Annotated in this window: 18 protein-coding genes; all 18 read right to left on the bottom strand. The window is 41.7% G+C overall.

Going from position 1 to position 16,238, the window contains the following annotated elements; translation table 11 throughout:
- Positions 1 to 7 precede the first annotated feature (7 nt).
- The 18 genes from A3CY_RS0108185 to A3CY_RS0108270 all read right to left on the bottom strand — a co-directional run bounded on the left by A3CY_RS0108185 (position 8) and on the right by A3CY_RS0108270 (position 16,237).
- A complete protein-coding gene (locus A3CY_RS0108185; RefSeq protein ID WP_018337426.1) occupies positions 8 to 1,240 on the bottom strand; it encodes a nucleotide sugar dehydrogenase in 1,233 nt (410 codons plus the stop codon).
- 6 nt (positions 1,241 to 1,246) lie between these two features.
- A complete protein-coding gene (locus A3CY_RS0108190; RefSeq protein ID WP_018337427.1) occupies positions 1,247 to 2,020 on the bottom strand; it encodes a hypothetical protein in 774 nt (257 codons plus the stop codon).
- A 44-nt stretch (positions 2,021 to 2,064) separates the two neighbouring features.
- Positions 2,065 to 2,586 carry a UpxY family transcription antiterminator gene (locus tag A3CY_RS0108195; protein ID WP_018337428.1) on the bottom strand — a complete coding sequence of 174 codons (522 nt, stop codon included), beginning with the start codon at positions 2,584 to 2,586 and terminating at the stop codon, positions 2,065 to 2,067.
- Between the two features lie 705 nt (positions 2,587 to 3,291).
- Positions 3,292 to 4,002: a tyrosine-protein phosphatase gene (locus A3CY_RS20570; protein ID WP_018337429.1), complete on the bottom strand. Its 711-nt coding sequence runs from the start codon at positions 4,000 to 4,002 to the stop codon at positions 3,292 to 3,294.
- Between the two features lie 25 nt (positions 4,003 to 4,027).
- Positions 4,028 to 6,385, bottom strand: a complete 2,358-nt coding sequence (locus A3CY_RS0108205) for a GumC family protein (protein WP_240388133.1) — start codon at positions 6,383 to 6,385, stop codon at positions 4,028 to 4,030.
- A gap of 22 nt (positions 6,386 to 6,407) precedes the next feature.
- Positions 6,408 to 7,184 carry a polysaccharide biosynthesis/export family protein gene (locus A3CY_RS0108210; RefSeq protein WP_018337431.1) on the bottom strand — a complete coding sequence of 259 codons (777 nt, stop codon included), beginning with the start codon at positions 7,182 to 7,184 and terminating at the stop codon, positions 6,408 to 6,410.
- Between the two features lie 10 nt (positions 7,185 to 7,194).
- Positions 7,195 to 8,361, bottom strand: coding sequence for a DegT/DnrJ/EryC1/StrS family aminotransferase (locus tag A3CY_RS0108215; RefSeq protein WP_018337432.1), 1,167 nt, complete (start codon positions 8,359 to 8,361; stop codon positions 7,195 to 7,197).
- A gap of 29 nt (positions 8,362 to 8,390) precedes the next feature.
- Entirely contained in the window at positions 8,391 to 9,071 is a 681-nt protein-coding gene (locus tag A3CY_RS0108220; protein WP_026207449.1) for a PIG-L deacetylase family protein, read from the bottom strand.
- Positions 9,061 to 10,023: a DapH/DapD/GlmU-related protein gene (locus tag A3CY_RS20575; RefSeq protein WP_018337434.1), complete on the bottom strand. Its 963-nt coding sequence runs from the start codon at positions 10,021 to 10,023 to the stop codon at positions 9,061 to 9,063. Before A3CY_RS20575 ends, A3CY_RS0108220 begins: the two co-directional genes overlap by 11 nt.
- Positions 10,020 to 10,595 (bottom strand): sugar transferase, encoded by a 576-nt coding sequence (locus A3CY_RS20580; protein ID WP_051082693.1) that lies wholly within the window; start codon positions 10,593 to 10,595, stop codon positions 10,020 to 10,022. Before A3CY_RS20580 ends, A3CY_RS20575 begins: the two co-directional genes overlap by 4 nt.
- Positions 10,596 to 10,612: 17 nt before the next feature.
- Positions 10,613 to 11,065, bottom strand: coding sequence for an acyltransferase (locus A3CY_RS0108235; protein ID WP_018337437.1), 453 nt, complete (start codon positions 11,063 to 11,065; stop codon positions 10,613 to 10,615).
- A gap of 49 nt (positions 11,066 to 11,114) precedes the next feature.
- Complete coding sequence (locus tag A3CY_RS0108240) at positions 11,115 to 12,173, bottom strand: 3-oxoacyl-ACP synthase III family protein (RefSeq protein ID WP_018337438.1); 1,059 nt, start codon at positions 12,171 to 12,173, stop codon at positions 11,115 to 11,117.
- A gap of 10 nt (positions 12,174 to 12,183) precedes the next feature.
- Positions 12,184 to 12,423 carry an acyl carrier protein gene (locus A3CY_RS0108245; protein ID WP_018337439.1) on the bottom strand — a complete coding sequence of 80 codons (240 nt, stop codon included), beginning with the start codon at positions 12,421 to 12,423 and terminating at the stop codon, positions 12,184 to 12,186.
- Positions 12,424 to 12,428: 5 nt separating this feature from the next.
- Positions 12,429 to 13,823 (bottom strand): AMP-binding protein, encoded by a 1,395-nt coding sequence (locus A3CY_RS0108250; protein WP_018337440.1) that lies wholly within the window; start codon positions 13,821 to 13,823, stop codon positions 12,429 to 12,431.
- 6 nt (positions 13,824 to 13,829) lie between these two features.
- Positions 13,830 to 14,588, bottom strand: coding sequence for an SDR family NAD(P)-dependent oxidoreductase (locus tag A3CY_RS0108255; RefSeq protein WP_018337441.1), 759 nt, complete (start codon positions 14,586 to 14,588; stop codon positions 13,830 to 13,832).
- 5 nt (positions 14,589 to 14,593) lie between these two features.
- Positions 14,594 to 15,352: an SDR family NAD(P)-dependent oxidoreductase gene (locus A3CY_RS0108260; protein ID WP_026207450.1), complete on the bottom strand. Its 759-nt coding sequence runs from the start codon at positions 15,350 to 15,352 to the stop codon at positions 14,594 to 14,596.
- 5 nt (positions 15,353 to 15,357) lie between these two features.
- On the bottom strand, positions 15,358 to 15,588 hold the full coding sequence (locus A3CY_RS0108265) for an acyl carrier protein (protein WP_018337443.1): 231 nt from the start codon (positions 15,586 to 15,588) through the stop codon (positions 15,358 to 15,360).
- Positions 15,589 to 15,604: 16 nt separating this feature from the next.
- Positions 15,605 to 16,237 (bottom strand): PglD-related sugar-binding protein, encoded by a 633-nt coding sequence (locus tag A3CY_RS0108270; RefSeq protein ID WP_018337444.1) that lies wholly within the window; start codon positions 16,235 to 16,237, stop codon positions 15,605 to 15,607.
- Position 16,238 lies beyond the last annotated feature (1 nt).

Consider the following 16,238-nt stretch of genomic DNA (forward strand, 5'->3'; position numbering starts at 1 on the left):
TTAATTATCAATCCCTCTTGAAAACATCCCTCGTGTACACCTTCCCCGCCACGTCATCCAGACAGGCATCATACCGGTTGGCGATAATCGCCTGGCTCTCCCGCTTGAAACGCTCCAGGTCGTTCACCACCTCGCTGCCGAAGAACGTCGTCCCGTCTTCCAGTGTCGGTTCATGCACGATAACTCGTGCCCCCTTGGCTTTCACCCGCTTCATCACCCCCTGGATGCTCGACTGCCGGAAGTTGTCCGAGTTCGCCTTCATCGTCAGGCGGTAAACACCGATCGTGCATGCATGCTCCCGGGAAGCGTCGTAATCACTGTTCGACTTGTAGTAACCCGCCATCTTCAACACTTGGTCGGCGATGAAATCCTTCCGCGTGCGGTTACTCTCCACGATAGCGCTCATCATATCCTGCGGCACGTCAGCGTAGTTCGCTAGCAATTGTTTCGTGTCCTTCGGCAGGCAATACCCGCCGTAACCGAAACTCGGGTTGTTGTAATGGTCACCGATCCTCGGGTCAAGACAAACGCCCTCGATGATCTGCCGCGTGTTCAACTCCTTCAACTCGGCGTACGTGTCCAGCTCGTTGAAATAGCTTACCCGCAAAGCCAAATAAGTGTTGGCAAACAATTTCACCGCCTCCGCTTCCGTGCTGCCCATGTACAGTACGGGCACGTTCTGCTCAATCGCCCCCTCCTTGATCACCCCGGCAAACCGCATCGCTTTCGCTTCCAGCTCCTTGTCCGATTGATCGTATCCCACGATGATCCGCGACGGGTAGAGATTGTCGTAAAGCGCCTTGCTCTCCCGCAAGAATTCCGGGGCGAAAATGATGTTCCGCGTGCTGAACTTCTCCCGCACACTTCTCGTGTAGCCCACGGGGATCGTGCTCTTGATCACCATCACGGCTCCCGGGTTCACCCGCTTCACCTTCCCAATCACGTCCTCCACTGCCGAAGTGTCAAAAAAGTTTTTTTGACTATCATAGTTGGTCGGGGCGGCAATCACCACGAACTCGGCATCCCGGTACCCCGCTTCCCAGTCCGTCGTGGCTCGAAGATTCAAAGGTTTCGTTGCCAGGTACTCCTCTATATAATCATCTTGAATCGGGGATTTCCGGTTATTCACCAGTTCCACCCGTTCCGGGACGATGTCCACGGCTGTCACCTCGTTGTGTTGTGCCAACAAAGTTGCAATACTCAAACCGACATAACCGGTTCCTGCCACTGATATTTTCATCACGTATTAATAATTATTACCCATTTTATTACATCTCTCGAACTCCCTCCTCGCTAAAATCGCAAAAACTTCCGACACCAGACTGAAATCAGCATCCTGCCCCGCTTGGCGGAAAAGTTCTATTTTCTTCTCCTCCTCCCGATCCACGCTAACCCGCAAACGAACCCGTTCCTCCTCCAGCCGTTTGTAATCCTCCCCGGGCAACATCATCGCTCCCACCGCATCACTATACAAACAAATTGCCTCCCACCACGCTAATAAAACTTCCCGATTTCCTCCCCGGATGTAGCCTAACATCTCGGTCACCAGACGTCCGGCAAGTTCCCCGCACTCCTCGTCGCCGGCAAAATAGTAACAGTTGCACAACAAACGACAAATATTAGGCGTACGGCAAGGCAACACGATCTTCCCGTTCCCCTGCAACGAGAGGATCTTGTACGCCGCATCCAGACCATTTTTAAGGTAACTCAAGTCCGCGTACAATTGGTAGACATCCATCTTGTCTGCAGCGTACCCCGCGCGGATTTCAGCGTCAACATCACTACATCGCGACTGGCTGGGGTACAAGTGGACGATCGACTTCGCCCGCTCGTGAACATCGCCGGGATTACCGAAATCCCCCTCCAGCCACGGGTACACCCGCACCATCGAGTACACCGTCAGGTAACCGTGCAGCAATCCAGACAAGCTCGCCGGGGAATACGACCGGAGATCAAGATTGTCCAGTTGCCTGTACAAATCGTGAAACAAACCTTTTTCCATCTGCAATTCTTGATTCATGATTTTAGATTTATGCTTTCAATTCATAAATCAATCTATTTCTTTTACTCTATCTTTTCCAAGAATGAACCCGGGATATAAGACGTGGCAATCGATGCCACTCCCTCCAGGCGAATCACCACCCGCTTGTGACCCCGCAAGCGAACCAACTCACCTTCCAGCCCCACCAGCGGTCCTTTAACCACCCGGACACGGTCACCCCGCCGAAGATTGTTATCGAACACCTCGATGCCCTCGGGTGAAAAATCCAGCAGGAACATGAAATCCTTCATCTGTTTGTCGGGAACGACCAGGGAACAACGTCCCTCGATATCTTTCAGGTAAACCATGTTCAGGGAATACTCGTTGAGCAAGGAGAAACTCGTTGCCTTGTCCGTGCGGATAAAAATCATACCATGAATCAAAGGTACACGAAACGACTTCCGACCAAGCGGTGTTTCCCGGACTTGTTCCTCCAGTGGAAGGAAATTCTCGATTTCCAGTTCGTCCAGTTTTTTCTTGATCAATAATTCTTGGTTCACCCGCGTATGAGCGACATACCAGTGTAATTCCTTATCCCCAATCATGTAAATGTTTATTCTATCAGTCGCCCGGACGCGCTTCGCGCACTAACCCTGTTACCGGTCCTGATTTATTGCCACGTGTTTCATGCGCCCCGCTTAAACAGCACTATGGATTATGGATGCGTGAAAGCTGTTACGATAAACGATATTTTATATCAAAAAATGATCGTTTCGTGATATGAGCGAAAGCCATTTTGAGTCTTCTAACCATAAAATTGTAATCGCTTAATTTCGAGAAATGAAAAAATACACGAGAAAGATTTGTGATAATAAAAAATGGCGTATATTTGCAACGCAATAAACGATCGATAAATAATACTCTAAAAATCAATACAAATACACCTTCTACAGTTCATATTTGCACATAATTATTAGTACATGAACCTACAGAGAAGCCACTGTAAACCCAAAGAAGATTAACCCAAATCATACCCCACTCCCGTTGTATCTCCGTTTTTGCCGTAGACATCCTATAATCTTTTATATAGAAACACTAGAGCGAAAACGTCCGCAACACGACAGTGAGAGACGATTACCTCGGATTTTCCACGGTTTCTCTTTGGTTCTTCAGTTAATAAGGGTAAAATATTTCCGATTCGAAAGAAGCATCGCAAGCAAAGATGGAATTTCAAAAAAAAATATAATAAAAAAACCTCGGGCTTTCACCCGAGGTTATACTAGTCATTATGATCCGACGTACGGTCTAAATCACAAGTTCATACATTTAAATAAATGAGCGGAATATTTCGATTTCACGAATTTTTCCAAGTGTTCCACTTGGCGATATGAATGAATATCCCCGGAAAGATAATCTATCGCCCCCGCATCGGCAAGAACCAGTGCTCCTTTTTGAGCCTCTTTCCCGTAAAATCCGACAAAAGACAATAAATTCACCTGCATTCGGCAACCACGTTCTTTCAGAGCCTTCACCCGCTCTAAAATTGCCCCGGCATAGAACGGATAACGTTCCGGATGAGCCAACACGGGATGGTATTCCCGCTCCTGCAAGCGGAAAACGACTTCTTCAAAAGAAGGAGCCGGGGACACGAAGCTATGTTCTATCAAAACCATTCTATCCCGGAACGAAGCTATCGCATCTTGTTCGATCAACTCCAACATATATTCTCCCACCTTATATTCCGCCCCGGCATCCGCATCCAAATGAATATCTTCTTTCAAAAGACGTGCCTTTAGTAAATCCAATCGCTCCCGAATAATCTCCGGGGTGTTCATGGGCGAGGGAAAAGAAATATGAGGGGTAAAAGAAAACCTTTTCACCCCCAGAGCCAACATGCTTTTCACGATAGCAACCGACTCTTCGATCGTCTTCACCCCGTCATCCAATCCCGGCAATATATGGGAATGCATATCATGCTCGTAAAAGAAAAACTGTTTAGGTTCTCTACGGAATAAACTCATGTTATAAATTAAAATAAATCTAAAATTACTTCGAGGCTTTCTTCTTCTTTTCATTTCCTTGACCATAGCCGTAACCGTAGCCATAGCCATAACCGTAGCCATAACCGTAGCCATAACCCCCGGAACGGCTCAACTTAATTCCATTCACCACGATTCCCAGATTTGCCAGACGATCTCCTTTTTCCAAATCGGAAATTACTCTCAATCCTTTTTTGTCCAACACGTTTGCCCGTATCACGTACACGCAGGCATCTGCGTACACGCTCAACGAAAAACCATCCGCCAAAATTCCCAAGGGAGGAGTATCCATGATAACATACGAAAATTCTTTCTTTAGATATTCCAACAACACTCCCATACGGGGGCTGGCAACCAATTGTGTCGGATTCGGCGGCACGGTTCCCCCGAATATCACGTAAAGATTATCATCCACTTTCTCCATGATTTTAACCGGATCATCTTCCATTCCGGCAAGATAAGCCGACAATCCTTTTCTGTTTTCCCGGTTGAAATACTCGTTCAATCGAGGATTCCGCAAGTCACAACCAATAACGACAACTTTCTTGCCAGCTTTGGCATAAGCATTCGCCAAATGAGCCGCAACCAAGGATTTTCCTTCTCTCGGAATCGTGGACGATACCATAATCACGGGAGCTTCTTTCTGCTTGATCAGGTAATTCAAATTTTCCCGGATCAAATGCATCGATTCCGACATCATGAAATCATCCTGGTCAACAGAGGTCTTACCTTCTTGTAACTGTGGCAGTGTTCCCAGTAAAGGCGAATGTATTACTTTTTCTACTTCTGCCACATCTCTAACTTTCGTATCCCATCGATCTTTCAAAATAATTCCTCCTATGGGTAACGCAATCCCGATAAGCATTCCTATAAATAAAATTATTTTTTTCCGAGGTGCCACTGGATTCTCTCCTGGATCTGGATTCTCAATAATTTTAGCCATAGGGACATACATCAACTTCGCGATTTCCGCTTCCTCCCGCTTTTGCATTAAAAACAAAAAGAGATTTTCTTTCAATTCTTGTTCGCGAGCGATGGACCGATATTGCTTTTCCTGCGTTGGTACGGAGGTTAATTTTTTCTCCACAAGTTGGCTTTCCTTCGACAAACTTTTAATTTTTATATCCAACCCTTTTTCTACATTTGCAATCGCCGCTAGAATACTCACTTTTAACTCTCTTAGCTGCATTTCCAAGCCCGTTACGATGGGATTACTCGGGCGGGCGGATAATAACAATTTACCTCTCCGAAGCACCATTTCATTATACTTGGCGATCCCACTATTCAATGTTTCATCAGTCAATCCCAGTTGTTCCGGCAATATTTCAAATTCTTTTTCCCCTGCATCTTCCAGATAAGAGCGTACATTTTTGACCACGTCCATCTCTATTTCCATTTTTAACAACTCGGCCTCTGTTACTTTTTTACGTTCCATTACTAATGCTGCATCCGAAGCTAGATTCGTCAACTGATTTTTCTTTTTAAAAGCCTCTGCATCATTTTCGATATCCCCTAATTCTTTATTAATGACCAGAAGGCGATCATTAATAAATTCTACGGTTTTCGCCGAAACCAATTGTTTATCATCAATACCATTTTCATTGTATTTTTGAATAAGAGTATAAAGGAAATCTTTACCGCGCTCCGGAGATACATCCTCTAAAAAAATTTGTACGGCACTCGTATTTTTTTCAAGCAACGTAACTTCCATTCGTTTATGAAAACTATTAGCCGCCGATTCAAATGATTGCATTTTGACGAGTATCTCGTCACCGACTTTGGGCAATCCGATATTCTTCTCTACAGTCATTCTATAATTTCCCATAGGAATAATTTGGGAATACCCTCCTTCAAAAAGCACCTCTTTACTTGTATTACATATTTGGATTTTATCCTCCTCCCCAAATACAAGGTAGAAAGTTGTATCTTTGATATTTTGAGGCAAATCCACGAGAATTTTCACAGGAGAATCTTTATACAATTCCTCATTCCGCATGATATTCTCACGGGTATAATTAATGTTCAATTCCAATTCTTTTACAACATCTCGTATCAAATTTTTTGACATTAATTCGATCATTTCATTTTCAACCAACATATTCCCCTGGAACAATCCCAATTCTTTGAGCATCGGGTTTACCCCGATTTCTCCTTTTTTAGAATCGCTAATCATTACCTTTGCCCCTATTTCATAAATAGGCGTCGTACTAAAACCTATATATAAAGCAATCCCCGCGCACAAAGGAACTGAAATGAAAAACCACCACCAAACGCCCCACACCCTATAAAAAAATGATCGCAAATCAAAATACTCCTCTTCTTCCATTTGGGAAAAAGAGTTATTATCCACGTTATTTGTTTTCATGTATTCACCATTATTATTTACACTACTTCACTATCAAAGTCACAAGAGCCACGATTGTAGACATACTTGATAATATATAAGGCAAAAAAGCACTTACACTTCCACCCGCTATTCTTCCTCGATTAGGTTCTACATACACAACATCATTTTGCTGTAAATAGAAAAAAGGAGAATCTATAAATTCACTGGATGTCAGATCCACCCGTGCAAATATTTTCTCATCCCCTTGTTCCCGCATAATCAATACATTTTTACGTATTGCATTTATTTGTAAATCGCCTGCCATCCCTAATGCATCAAACAAAGAAACTCGTTCACTAACCACTTTATAACTACCAGGATTCCGGACCTCCCCAAGAACAGTTACCTTAAAATTCTGGAATTGAATTGTCACAATCGGATTTTTCAAGTAAACGGATAATTTCTCTTTCAACATTTCTGCCAACTCATTTCTTGAAATTCCTTCCACTTTTAACTTCCCTAATACAGGAAAATCTATCTCCCCTCTTTTGTCTACTAAATAACCTCTAGGAATCTGTTGAGTCGAAGTAGCATTCACCTCACGCCCCAAACCGATCATCGGTGTGTTAAAAGGCAAAGCAGACTCAAGATCATCACACGATACAATAATGGATAACAGGTCGTCTGCATGAATAACTGTTTTATACTCGCATTCCGCTTTTATTCGTTTGTTAATATCAACATCCTGCAAATACACGACTTTCTTTCTGGATCCGCAAGAAGCAAATAACATTCCCCCGAGCAGAAATAAAATAATCCATCCAAAATTATTATGCATACATTTAAAATTAGGATTTACACATTAAATTCTTTATCACTTTAACAATTCTCTCGATATCACGATTCGTCAATGTCGGCCCGGAAGGTAAACACAATCCGATCTCGAACAACCGTTCACTCGTTCCATTTCCATAAAAAGGAGCGTTCTTAAACACAGGCTGCAAATGCATCGGTTTCCAAAGCGGACGACTTTCAATGTTATCCGCATCCAATGCTAAACGAATATCCTCCCGGGTAAAACCGGCTACCTCAGGCTCCACGGTAATACAAGTCAACCAATAATTTGAACTAAATTCCCCACCTTCCGGTTGGCACATCACCTGAACACCTTTTACATCTTGCAACAAGCGGAGATACAAATCATGTATATCTTGCCTTTGGGTTATATGTTCATTTAAGACATACATCTGCCCTCTGCCTATTCCGGCACATATATTGCTCATGCGATAATTATAACCTATTTCTTCATGCTGGTAATGAGGCGCTTGTTCTCTTGCTTGTGTGGCATAAAACAAAGCTCGTTTAGCCTGTTCTTCACAAGAACAAATCAAAGCGCCGCCACCCGATGTCGTAATTATCTTATTGCCATTAAACGACAATATGGCATAATCACCAAACATTCCACATCGAACCCCTCTATATGCCGAACCTAACGCTTCTGCCGCATCCTCCAACACGGGAATCCCGTATTTCCTAGCTATGGCCATGATGTCATCCATCTTGCCTGGCATTCCATATAAATGTACCGGAATAATCGCTTTCGGCTTACGTCCTGTCTTTTTTATTCGATCGTTAATAGCCTCTTCCAGTAGTACCGGGTCCATATTCCATGTTTCCCGCTCGCTATCCACAAACACAGGAGTTGCACCTTGGTAAGCAATCGGGTTAGCTGATGCTGAAAACGTGAAACTTTGACAAATCACTTCGTCACCACATCCCACTTTCAACAAGATCAATCCCAAATGCAATGCGGCTGTACCCGCACTTAATACCACCACCCGTTTCCCCTCATTTTCAATTGTTTCGTTTTCAATTAAATAATCCTTTAAAGATTTCTCAAAAGCGTCCACGTTAGGACCTAACGGCACCACCCAATTCGTGTCAAACGCCTCTTGTATAAACTCTTGTTCTCGGCCCCCCATGTGGGCAAGAGACATCCAAATACGTTTATTCATTATGATGTAATTTTACTGTATAGATATGCTTAAGATATAATAATCCTCTCGACCATAAAGGCTTCCGAATATATCTTCTCGATAGTACTGCCTCTATATTTAGCCAAGGCTTCTATTGCCTCTAGTGAACGGCAATGCGGGTAACATTTAGTCTGATTCTTGAAACATTGCAACGCTTCCAACTTTTTCGGTAAAAAATCCGTGACATCGACATAAACATTCGGGACAAACGCATGTCCCCCTTGTTGAGGAGCCCAATTCGTTTCCGATAAAGTTTCATACGTGTATATCTTTTTTATCGAGTAATTATTAATAGGCCGAGCTGAAACAAGGCAAGCCCTGTACAAAACAGCATGATCCACGTGTAGATCGCCAAGCCCAGGAATAAAAATCATTTCCGGCATCAATTTCTCAAAAAGTTTGGAGATTTCCATTGAGATTTTATAAGATGGATAAGTATCCAACCTGGGAGCCGGGAAATCCATGAAAAAAGTATCCTTCACACCTAAAATTTGATGCGCTTCTTTTGCCTCCCTTCTTACTTTCGCTATTCCTTGTTCCGTGTACAACTCAGGCGCCCCGATGCTTGCGTTCGTGACAATCAAAACATACACATCATTCCCTTCTGCTGCCAGTTTCGCCATTGTCGCTCCGCATCCGAGTATTTCATCATCAGCATGTGGAGCAATTACAAGAACCCTATTTTTCATCCGCTTGGGCATTATTGATCAAACGTTTTAACGTTTTTCGTTCTTGTATCATTTGCTGCAGTTCTATCGCCGGATTACCAGCCACAGTATAGCCACCAGGGATAGATTTCGTGATCACGGACCCCATCCCCGTCGTGACCCCATCCCCAATTTCAATTTGATTTTTTATGATAGAACCGGAACCGATCCAACAATTTTTACCTATTATAGCACTTCCCAAAATGATACTATTGGCTGTTATAATTGAGTTGGTACCGATTATAGTATTATGCCCTATTTGACAACAATGATCTATTTTCACTCCACTTTTTATTATTGTCGCTCCTAAAGTTCCCCGTCCAATAGCCGTGAAGGGGAATACTTGTACACCATCCTCTATAATTAATGAGCCGATTTGAGGAAACATCTCTATTTCTCCATCTTTTTGTATTATCGGACCGAAATCTTCAGTCCCGATTTCCGTTGACGAATATAAAATCACATTTTTTCCTATGTCTACATGGTCATATACATGAACATGTTCTTTAATTACAGATCCTTCATCAATTTTACACATGCCGATGATAGAATATGCCCCGATAGAAACGGATGGATGGATTATGGCTCGCGGGTCAATTATTGCAGTATGGTGAATATTTCCAGGCGGTTGTGTATGTTTATCTCGGACATATTTTTTTATTAAATGAAGAAAATCTTTTAATGGATTGTCCACGTAAATGGTATTCTGTCGTTTTTCTCCTTCAAATTCTACCGGAGCGATCAATAAAATGTCCTCCGGAAAATGATTGAAATCGATGGTTTTATAATACTTTGAAGTGGCAAAGGTAACCGTATTAGGAACTTTATCGGCAAGAGAGGAAAATGAAAAAATATCGAAATCATTTAAATTTTCAATTCGCGTATGCAGTTCCTTGGCGAGTTCTATTGATTTAATCTTTAATTGATGTTTCATTTTGTTTGCATAAAAAAGGATTTGAAAGACAGTAAAAATAACTTGCAATCATTCATAAAAGAAAGATTTTCCACGTATTCAATATCAATTGGGATATTATGATTCCAGTCATCGATAAAACGATTTCTGACTTGAGTCAAGCCACTTAGTCCCGGTTTTACAGAAAAGCGTTTCTTTTCATAATCCGTGTAATCGCTATAAGCTTTCGGATAGTACACCAAAGGAGGACGAGGACCTATAAAAGCCATTTCTCCTTTCAAGATATTGATTACCTGAGGTATTTCATCAAGACTTGTTTTTCGGATAAACTTACCGACCTTGGTTACCCTGGGGTTATTGTGATAATTTTCAAAGTCATCCTTTTGATTCATTTTACCCACTCTCATGGAACGAAATTTAATTATCCGGAATACCTTGCCGTTCCTGCCCAACCGTTCCTGTAAAAAGAATGCAGGACCTTTTGTTTCCAATTTTATAAGCAATGGTATGATAAGGAACAATGGGGATAGGCATATTATCGCGATGAAAGAGATAAAAAAATCGATTATTCTTTTAAAAAAATTGGGATACATGCTATAATAACGAATGATTAATTTTGCTTTACCAAAGTTCCAAAATTTACGATCTGACTTTTTTCACTAATCTCAATGCCGGTTCGGATTATTCTTGCCGGATTGCCTGCAATCAGGCAATGACTGGGAAAACTTTTAGTAACAACACTTCCCGCCCCGACAAAAACATGGTCACCCAAAGTGATGCCAGGAGTAATTATTGCTCTTCCGCCAATAACACATCTTTTACCGATATAAGTGTCTACTCGATATTTGCCGCGGAAATAATCGTGGGTTAATAACATGACTCCTACTGAAATTTTGGTTTCATCACCAATGTGTATTCCTCGCGGATTTACTTTATCCATATCGATTCTTTGGGAAATTGAAACACCCTTCCCGATATCTACTTTTTTAATGTATTTCAAATAATTTGTATATGTACCACGTACTATTTTGCTGACTCTTTGTCTAAATGTTTTCTTTTCCATGATGATTAATATTGTATTGATAAATAAATATAAATTCACATATACTTGATTATAGCCTGATTATATCTGGTATAATCATTGGTTTAGTTTTTAGAAACATCGTTCCCCAGGTAAGACCGAGACCGAAAGAAGACAGCAGTAATGTTTGGGGATTAGTCGTTAATTGTTCTTTCAACCGGCTAACCATCAATGAAGGCAAAGAGGCGCCTCCCAGGTTGCCGTATTCTTCTAAATTATAGGGAACTTTGGTTGCATCCAATTTAAGTTTTTTCACCACCCGGTCGACAATCATTTTGTTTGCCTGATGGATGAGAAAATAGTCTATATCCATATCCTTGTCAATCCCATAATCTTCCATGAAAGCTGCAACTGTTTGAGGAGGACGAGAGATGGCGAAGGAAAACACATCCATGCCATTTATCAATGTATGGACAGGGGCTCTCTTGATTCCGTTACCAAAATCTTCATAAATAAACGATTCGGGAGTTACCGGCTGGCGAAAACCTCCATGAGGGGTCATCAAGGCGGTTCCTCCTTTTCCCATAGATTGAAAATCAACCCTTATCTCGTCTGCCGCAGTATCATATTCCAACGCAAGAGCCGTTCCGCAATCACCAAACAAGGGAACCCTACTTTTATCTTTAAGGGATCCCATTCTCACAGCAGTATCCCCCACCAGAAGAAGTGCCCTTTTTACACTACCTGCCGAAAGTAGATTAGCCCCAATAGTCATAGCATACATACAACCACAACATCCCATGGGAATATCCATCGTAAAGCAATGTTGAGAAAACCCCATGCGATCCTGCAACAGACAGGAGGTCGGCGGAGTCTTGTAATCACCGGTTACCGATTCAAAAAGGAGGACATCGACACTCTCTTTGTCCCACCCCAACTCATTCAAAAGTTTCTCCCCAGCAGCCTGACAAAGGTCGGAGGCACAAACATCATCCGGTGCCAAGTAACGGCTTTTTATACCCACTGTGTTATTAAAAACCTCTGCATCCTCTGCCGTGAAAAACTCAAAATCTTCCGTTTTCACGACCCGGTCAGGAACACATAGTGAAACTCCCCGAAGTGCTACATTTTTTATATTCCATCTTGCCATACGATAAACATTAAAATTCGATATTATACCTCGCAAGAATAGTTTTTCCTTCCTCGTAAGAAGTCATGTTCATAATATCTTCCGGTTCAAGCATAATATCAAACGCTTCTTCCAAGAAAGCCACAATATTCAGTTGATGTACAGAATCCCATTCTTTCATGTTATCTTTTGAAAAATGATCGTTTAAAGCAGATTCTTTCACACCAAAAACCTCTACAAAAGCTTGATTATATTTTTCTATTGCTGCCATATCATTTATATTAATTTGCTATATAATATTTTACCTACTTTACTTTTGGGTATTTCAGGAAGAACTTTTATCTCAAAAGCTGAAGCCACGAGCTTCGTTTTTCCTACCAGTTCGTCTTTTACACTTTCTTTGTATTTGGGGTCTGTAATGTAAACCTGCATTCTTTCGTCTGTTCCCATGCAGGCACAATCAATGGGGTATCTTGATTTTATAATATGCTCACATTCATCCAATCCCACACGCATCCCGAAAAGTTTCAAAAACCGCCCGATACGCCCCACGATATAATAAAATCCATCTTCATCGCGATAGGCTAAATCACCCGTTCGCAAGAAACCGTTTCTTTCATCACCCAATGCTAAATCTTCTTTTTTCAATGCATATCCCAAGGTCACATTTCGCCCCCGATAACATAATTCCCCCTCCCGATTACATTCCTCGACCACGCTTCCTTTTTCATCAATTAAAAACAATTCTCCATTAGGAATAGCCCTGCCAATACTACCACATTTAGACATCGCAAATTCCGGCGACAAATATGCCATTCGAGCGGTTCCCTCAGTTTGTCCATAAGTTGCAATCCAACGCTTCCCTGTTTTTTGAGTATATTCCACAAATTGCAGATTCAACTCCCTGGAAAGTTTTCCCCCACCCTGCGTCAATAATTCTAAATCGGGCAAGTCCATTTTAAAGAAACGCATCAGACGCAAAATTTCGAAACTATACGGCACTCCCGTGAAACTCGTCGCTTTCTTTTCTTTCAAAAACATCCAAAACTCCCGTTGAGTCATGCTTAAATTGGTTACAAGAATCGTTGCACCTACATACAAATGGCTAAAAACGACTGATAATCCCATCGTGTAATATAAAGGCAACACCAACAACGGACGGTCTCCTGCTTTCAAATTAAAAAAAGTCGAGATATTCAGAGCAGAAGCCTCTATATTCTCAAAGCTATGCCGTACTAACTTAGGGCTTCCCGTGGAGCCTGACGTGGGAAGAAGGTGAGATAATTCTTCATATACCGGATAACGCTTATTACCCGTTTCCAATAAAGCATATCCCCATCGTTCCGTCTTACATTCAAATCCATACTCTACCGCACCTTCTGCCGGTACACAGAGAAAAGCCGGTCTATATATAGCATACAAATTCTCGAACAAATCCTTATCTGTCTGGGAATTTAACAATAACGGAATGATCCCGTTATTGATAAGACCTATACTCCATGCTATTCCCCCCGTGTCATTGCCAGCGAGCAAGAATACAACAGAACGAACAGGAATTACTTTTACAAGTTCTTCTGAAAATTCCACCAGTCCCCCATAGCTTAGCTCGTTACCCGCAGAGTCTATCACTGCAATGGAGCCGACCTCGTGTTTATCTATATTTAAAATCATTTCTGTCTATATTGAGGCGCAACCATCGACACCTAAAATTTGTCCCGATATATAAGATGACCGATCTGAAGCTAAAAAGGCACATGCATTAGCAATATCTTCCGGATTACCTAATCGCCCAAGAGCTATTCTCCTAATCCGCTCGTCAATCTTATCTCCAGTAGCCTCATATAATTCCGTGAAACGTTCCGTTTTTATAATTCCAGGAGCAACGGCATTAACTCTTATTCCACTCGGGGCTAACTCTTTAGCTGCCGACTTCGTCATCGAAACAATAGCTCCTTTCGTAGCAGAATAAGCTACTTGTCCCGGAGAACCTAACATGGCCGTAACCGATGCCATATTAACAATAGACCCCCTCTTATTGCGAGCCATCAGACGAGCTGCCAATTGTATCATTTCTATCACGGCTATCACGTTGATTTTAAACATCAATTCCATTTCTTCCCTAACAATCATGCCTAATTTTTTATTAAACACCACTCCGGCATTATTAATCAACGCATCTATTTTCCCCTCTTTTTTATTAATAGCCATGAAAGCATTTTTCACTTCTACCGTATCCGTGATATCAAAATATAACGGAATTACTTTCGTTACGTATTTCCGAGAACACTCCTCCGACCATTCGTTCATACTGTTAGGCTGTCTGTCACAAGCATACACGATTCCACCATCTGCAGCAAATTGTTCTGCAATAGCCTTTCCAATTCCCTGTGCCGCTCCGGTAATAATACAAACCTTGTTTTGCAATAATTGTTCCATACACGTTAGCTTAAAGTCATGCCACCATCTATCTTTAAAGCCGTACCTGTTACCCAAGATGAAGCATCTGATAATAGATAAATAATAGCCAAAGCCACATCTGCCGGCTTACCAAATCTCCCCAATGGATAATTCAATAACTCTTTTTGACGCTGTTCATCTGTAAACTGACCGGCATGAGTTAAATTTGTTTCTACCATACCGGGATTAACGCTATTGCATCTGATTCCCCGAGGACCTAGTTCCAAAGCCACTGTCCTCATAAATGCATCGACCCCACACTTTGTGGTCGCATAAATTGCATTCCCCGGAGAAACACGATAAACACCACCCGCCGAAGCCGTGAAAACTAAAGAAGAACCCTTACTGACTTTTCTCATTTTCACGAGATATTTAGTCAATAACATCGGAGCAATTAAATTAATACGTTGAATTCTCTCGATCTCATCTGTCGTGATAAACTGTGTTAACGCCAGTTTCATCACTCCGGCATTACAAACAAATCCATCCAGACCGGGAATAAACGTGATTAACTCTGCTATTTCCCGCTCCTCTGTAAGATTTGCCCTATAATAAATATGTTCTTGACCGGAATTATTATCAAGGGAAGCTAAAGTTTCCTTCAGCCCTTCTTCATTGATATCCGTCATAATTACCCTCGCACCAGACTTGGCACATTCCACGGCTATTGCCCGCCCTATTCCCCCTGCCGCTCCCGTTACTAAAATAACTTTACCGGAAAGAGAAAACGGATTATATGACACATCCACTATTGTTTTGCCTTTACATGAATAAAAAGATCGTTTATTGTTCCGGCATTCCGAATGTCCTCTCCCTGGATTGTGATTCCATACTCTTCATCAACCATTCCAATTATAGAAAGAGCTATTAAAGAATCCCATTCCTTTAATTGTTTAAATTGTGTTTCAGCGGTAAATTCACATCTATCCGTTTCATTAAATTGTTCCGCTACCAGTTCTACAAATTTCAATATTTCCATCATTATATATTTTTAATTATAAACTCATTATTTTAGCGGGATTTCCCATCACAGTTGTTCCTTCTTTCACTTTTCTTATGACGAAACTACAAGCAGCAACTTTTGCTCTATTTCCAATAACAACTTTATGATTCAAAACAGCCGATGTATGTATTGTCGCTTCATCTTCTATCTTTATTCCCCCAACACAAGTCACATGTGTATCGATTCGATTCCAGTCACCAATTATAGCGTCATGCCCTACAATACTATAGCTTTGAATAAGATTGTAATTCCCCATTCGTGAATCCGCACCCAATGCCACATAAGCACCGACAACATTACCAGTCCCCAATTTTACATTAGTTCCGACACGTGCGGTAGAGTGAATAATATTTCTAAATACGCCTCCTCTAGCTACTATTTTTTCGCAACATATTTTCTTTGCATCCCCCCCCATCGAACAAGTAAAAACATCATTCTGTTGAGGAATATACTCATTAATCATACCCAGCATTGGTGGATAATTTTCAAAACCATCTAATGCATGAAGGTTATCATCAATAAAACCTTTTATAATAAACTCTTTTCCATACCCTATACTTTCCCTTATCCAATCAAAAAAAGTGCGTCCCATTCCTCCAGCTCCTATAATGACCAATTCTTTCATA

Origin of the sequence: Butyricimonas synergistica DSM 23225 (assembly GCF_000379665.1) — a bacterium.
GTDB lineage: Bacteria > Bacteroidota > Bacteroidia > Bacteroidales > Marinifilaceae > Butyricimonas > Butyricimonas synergistica.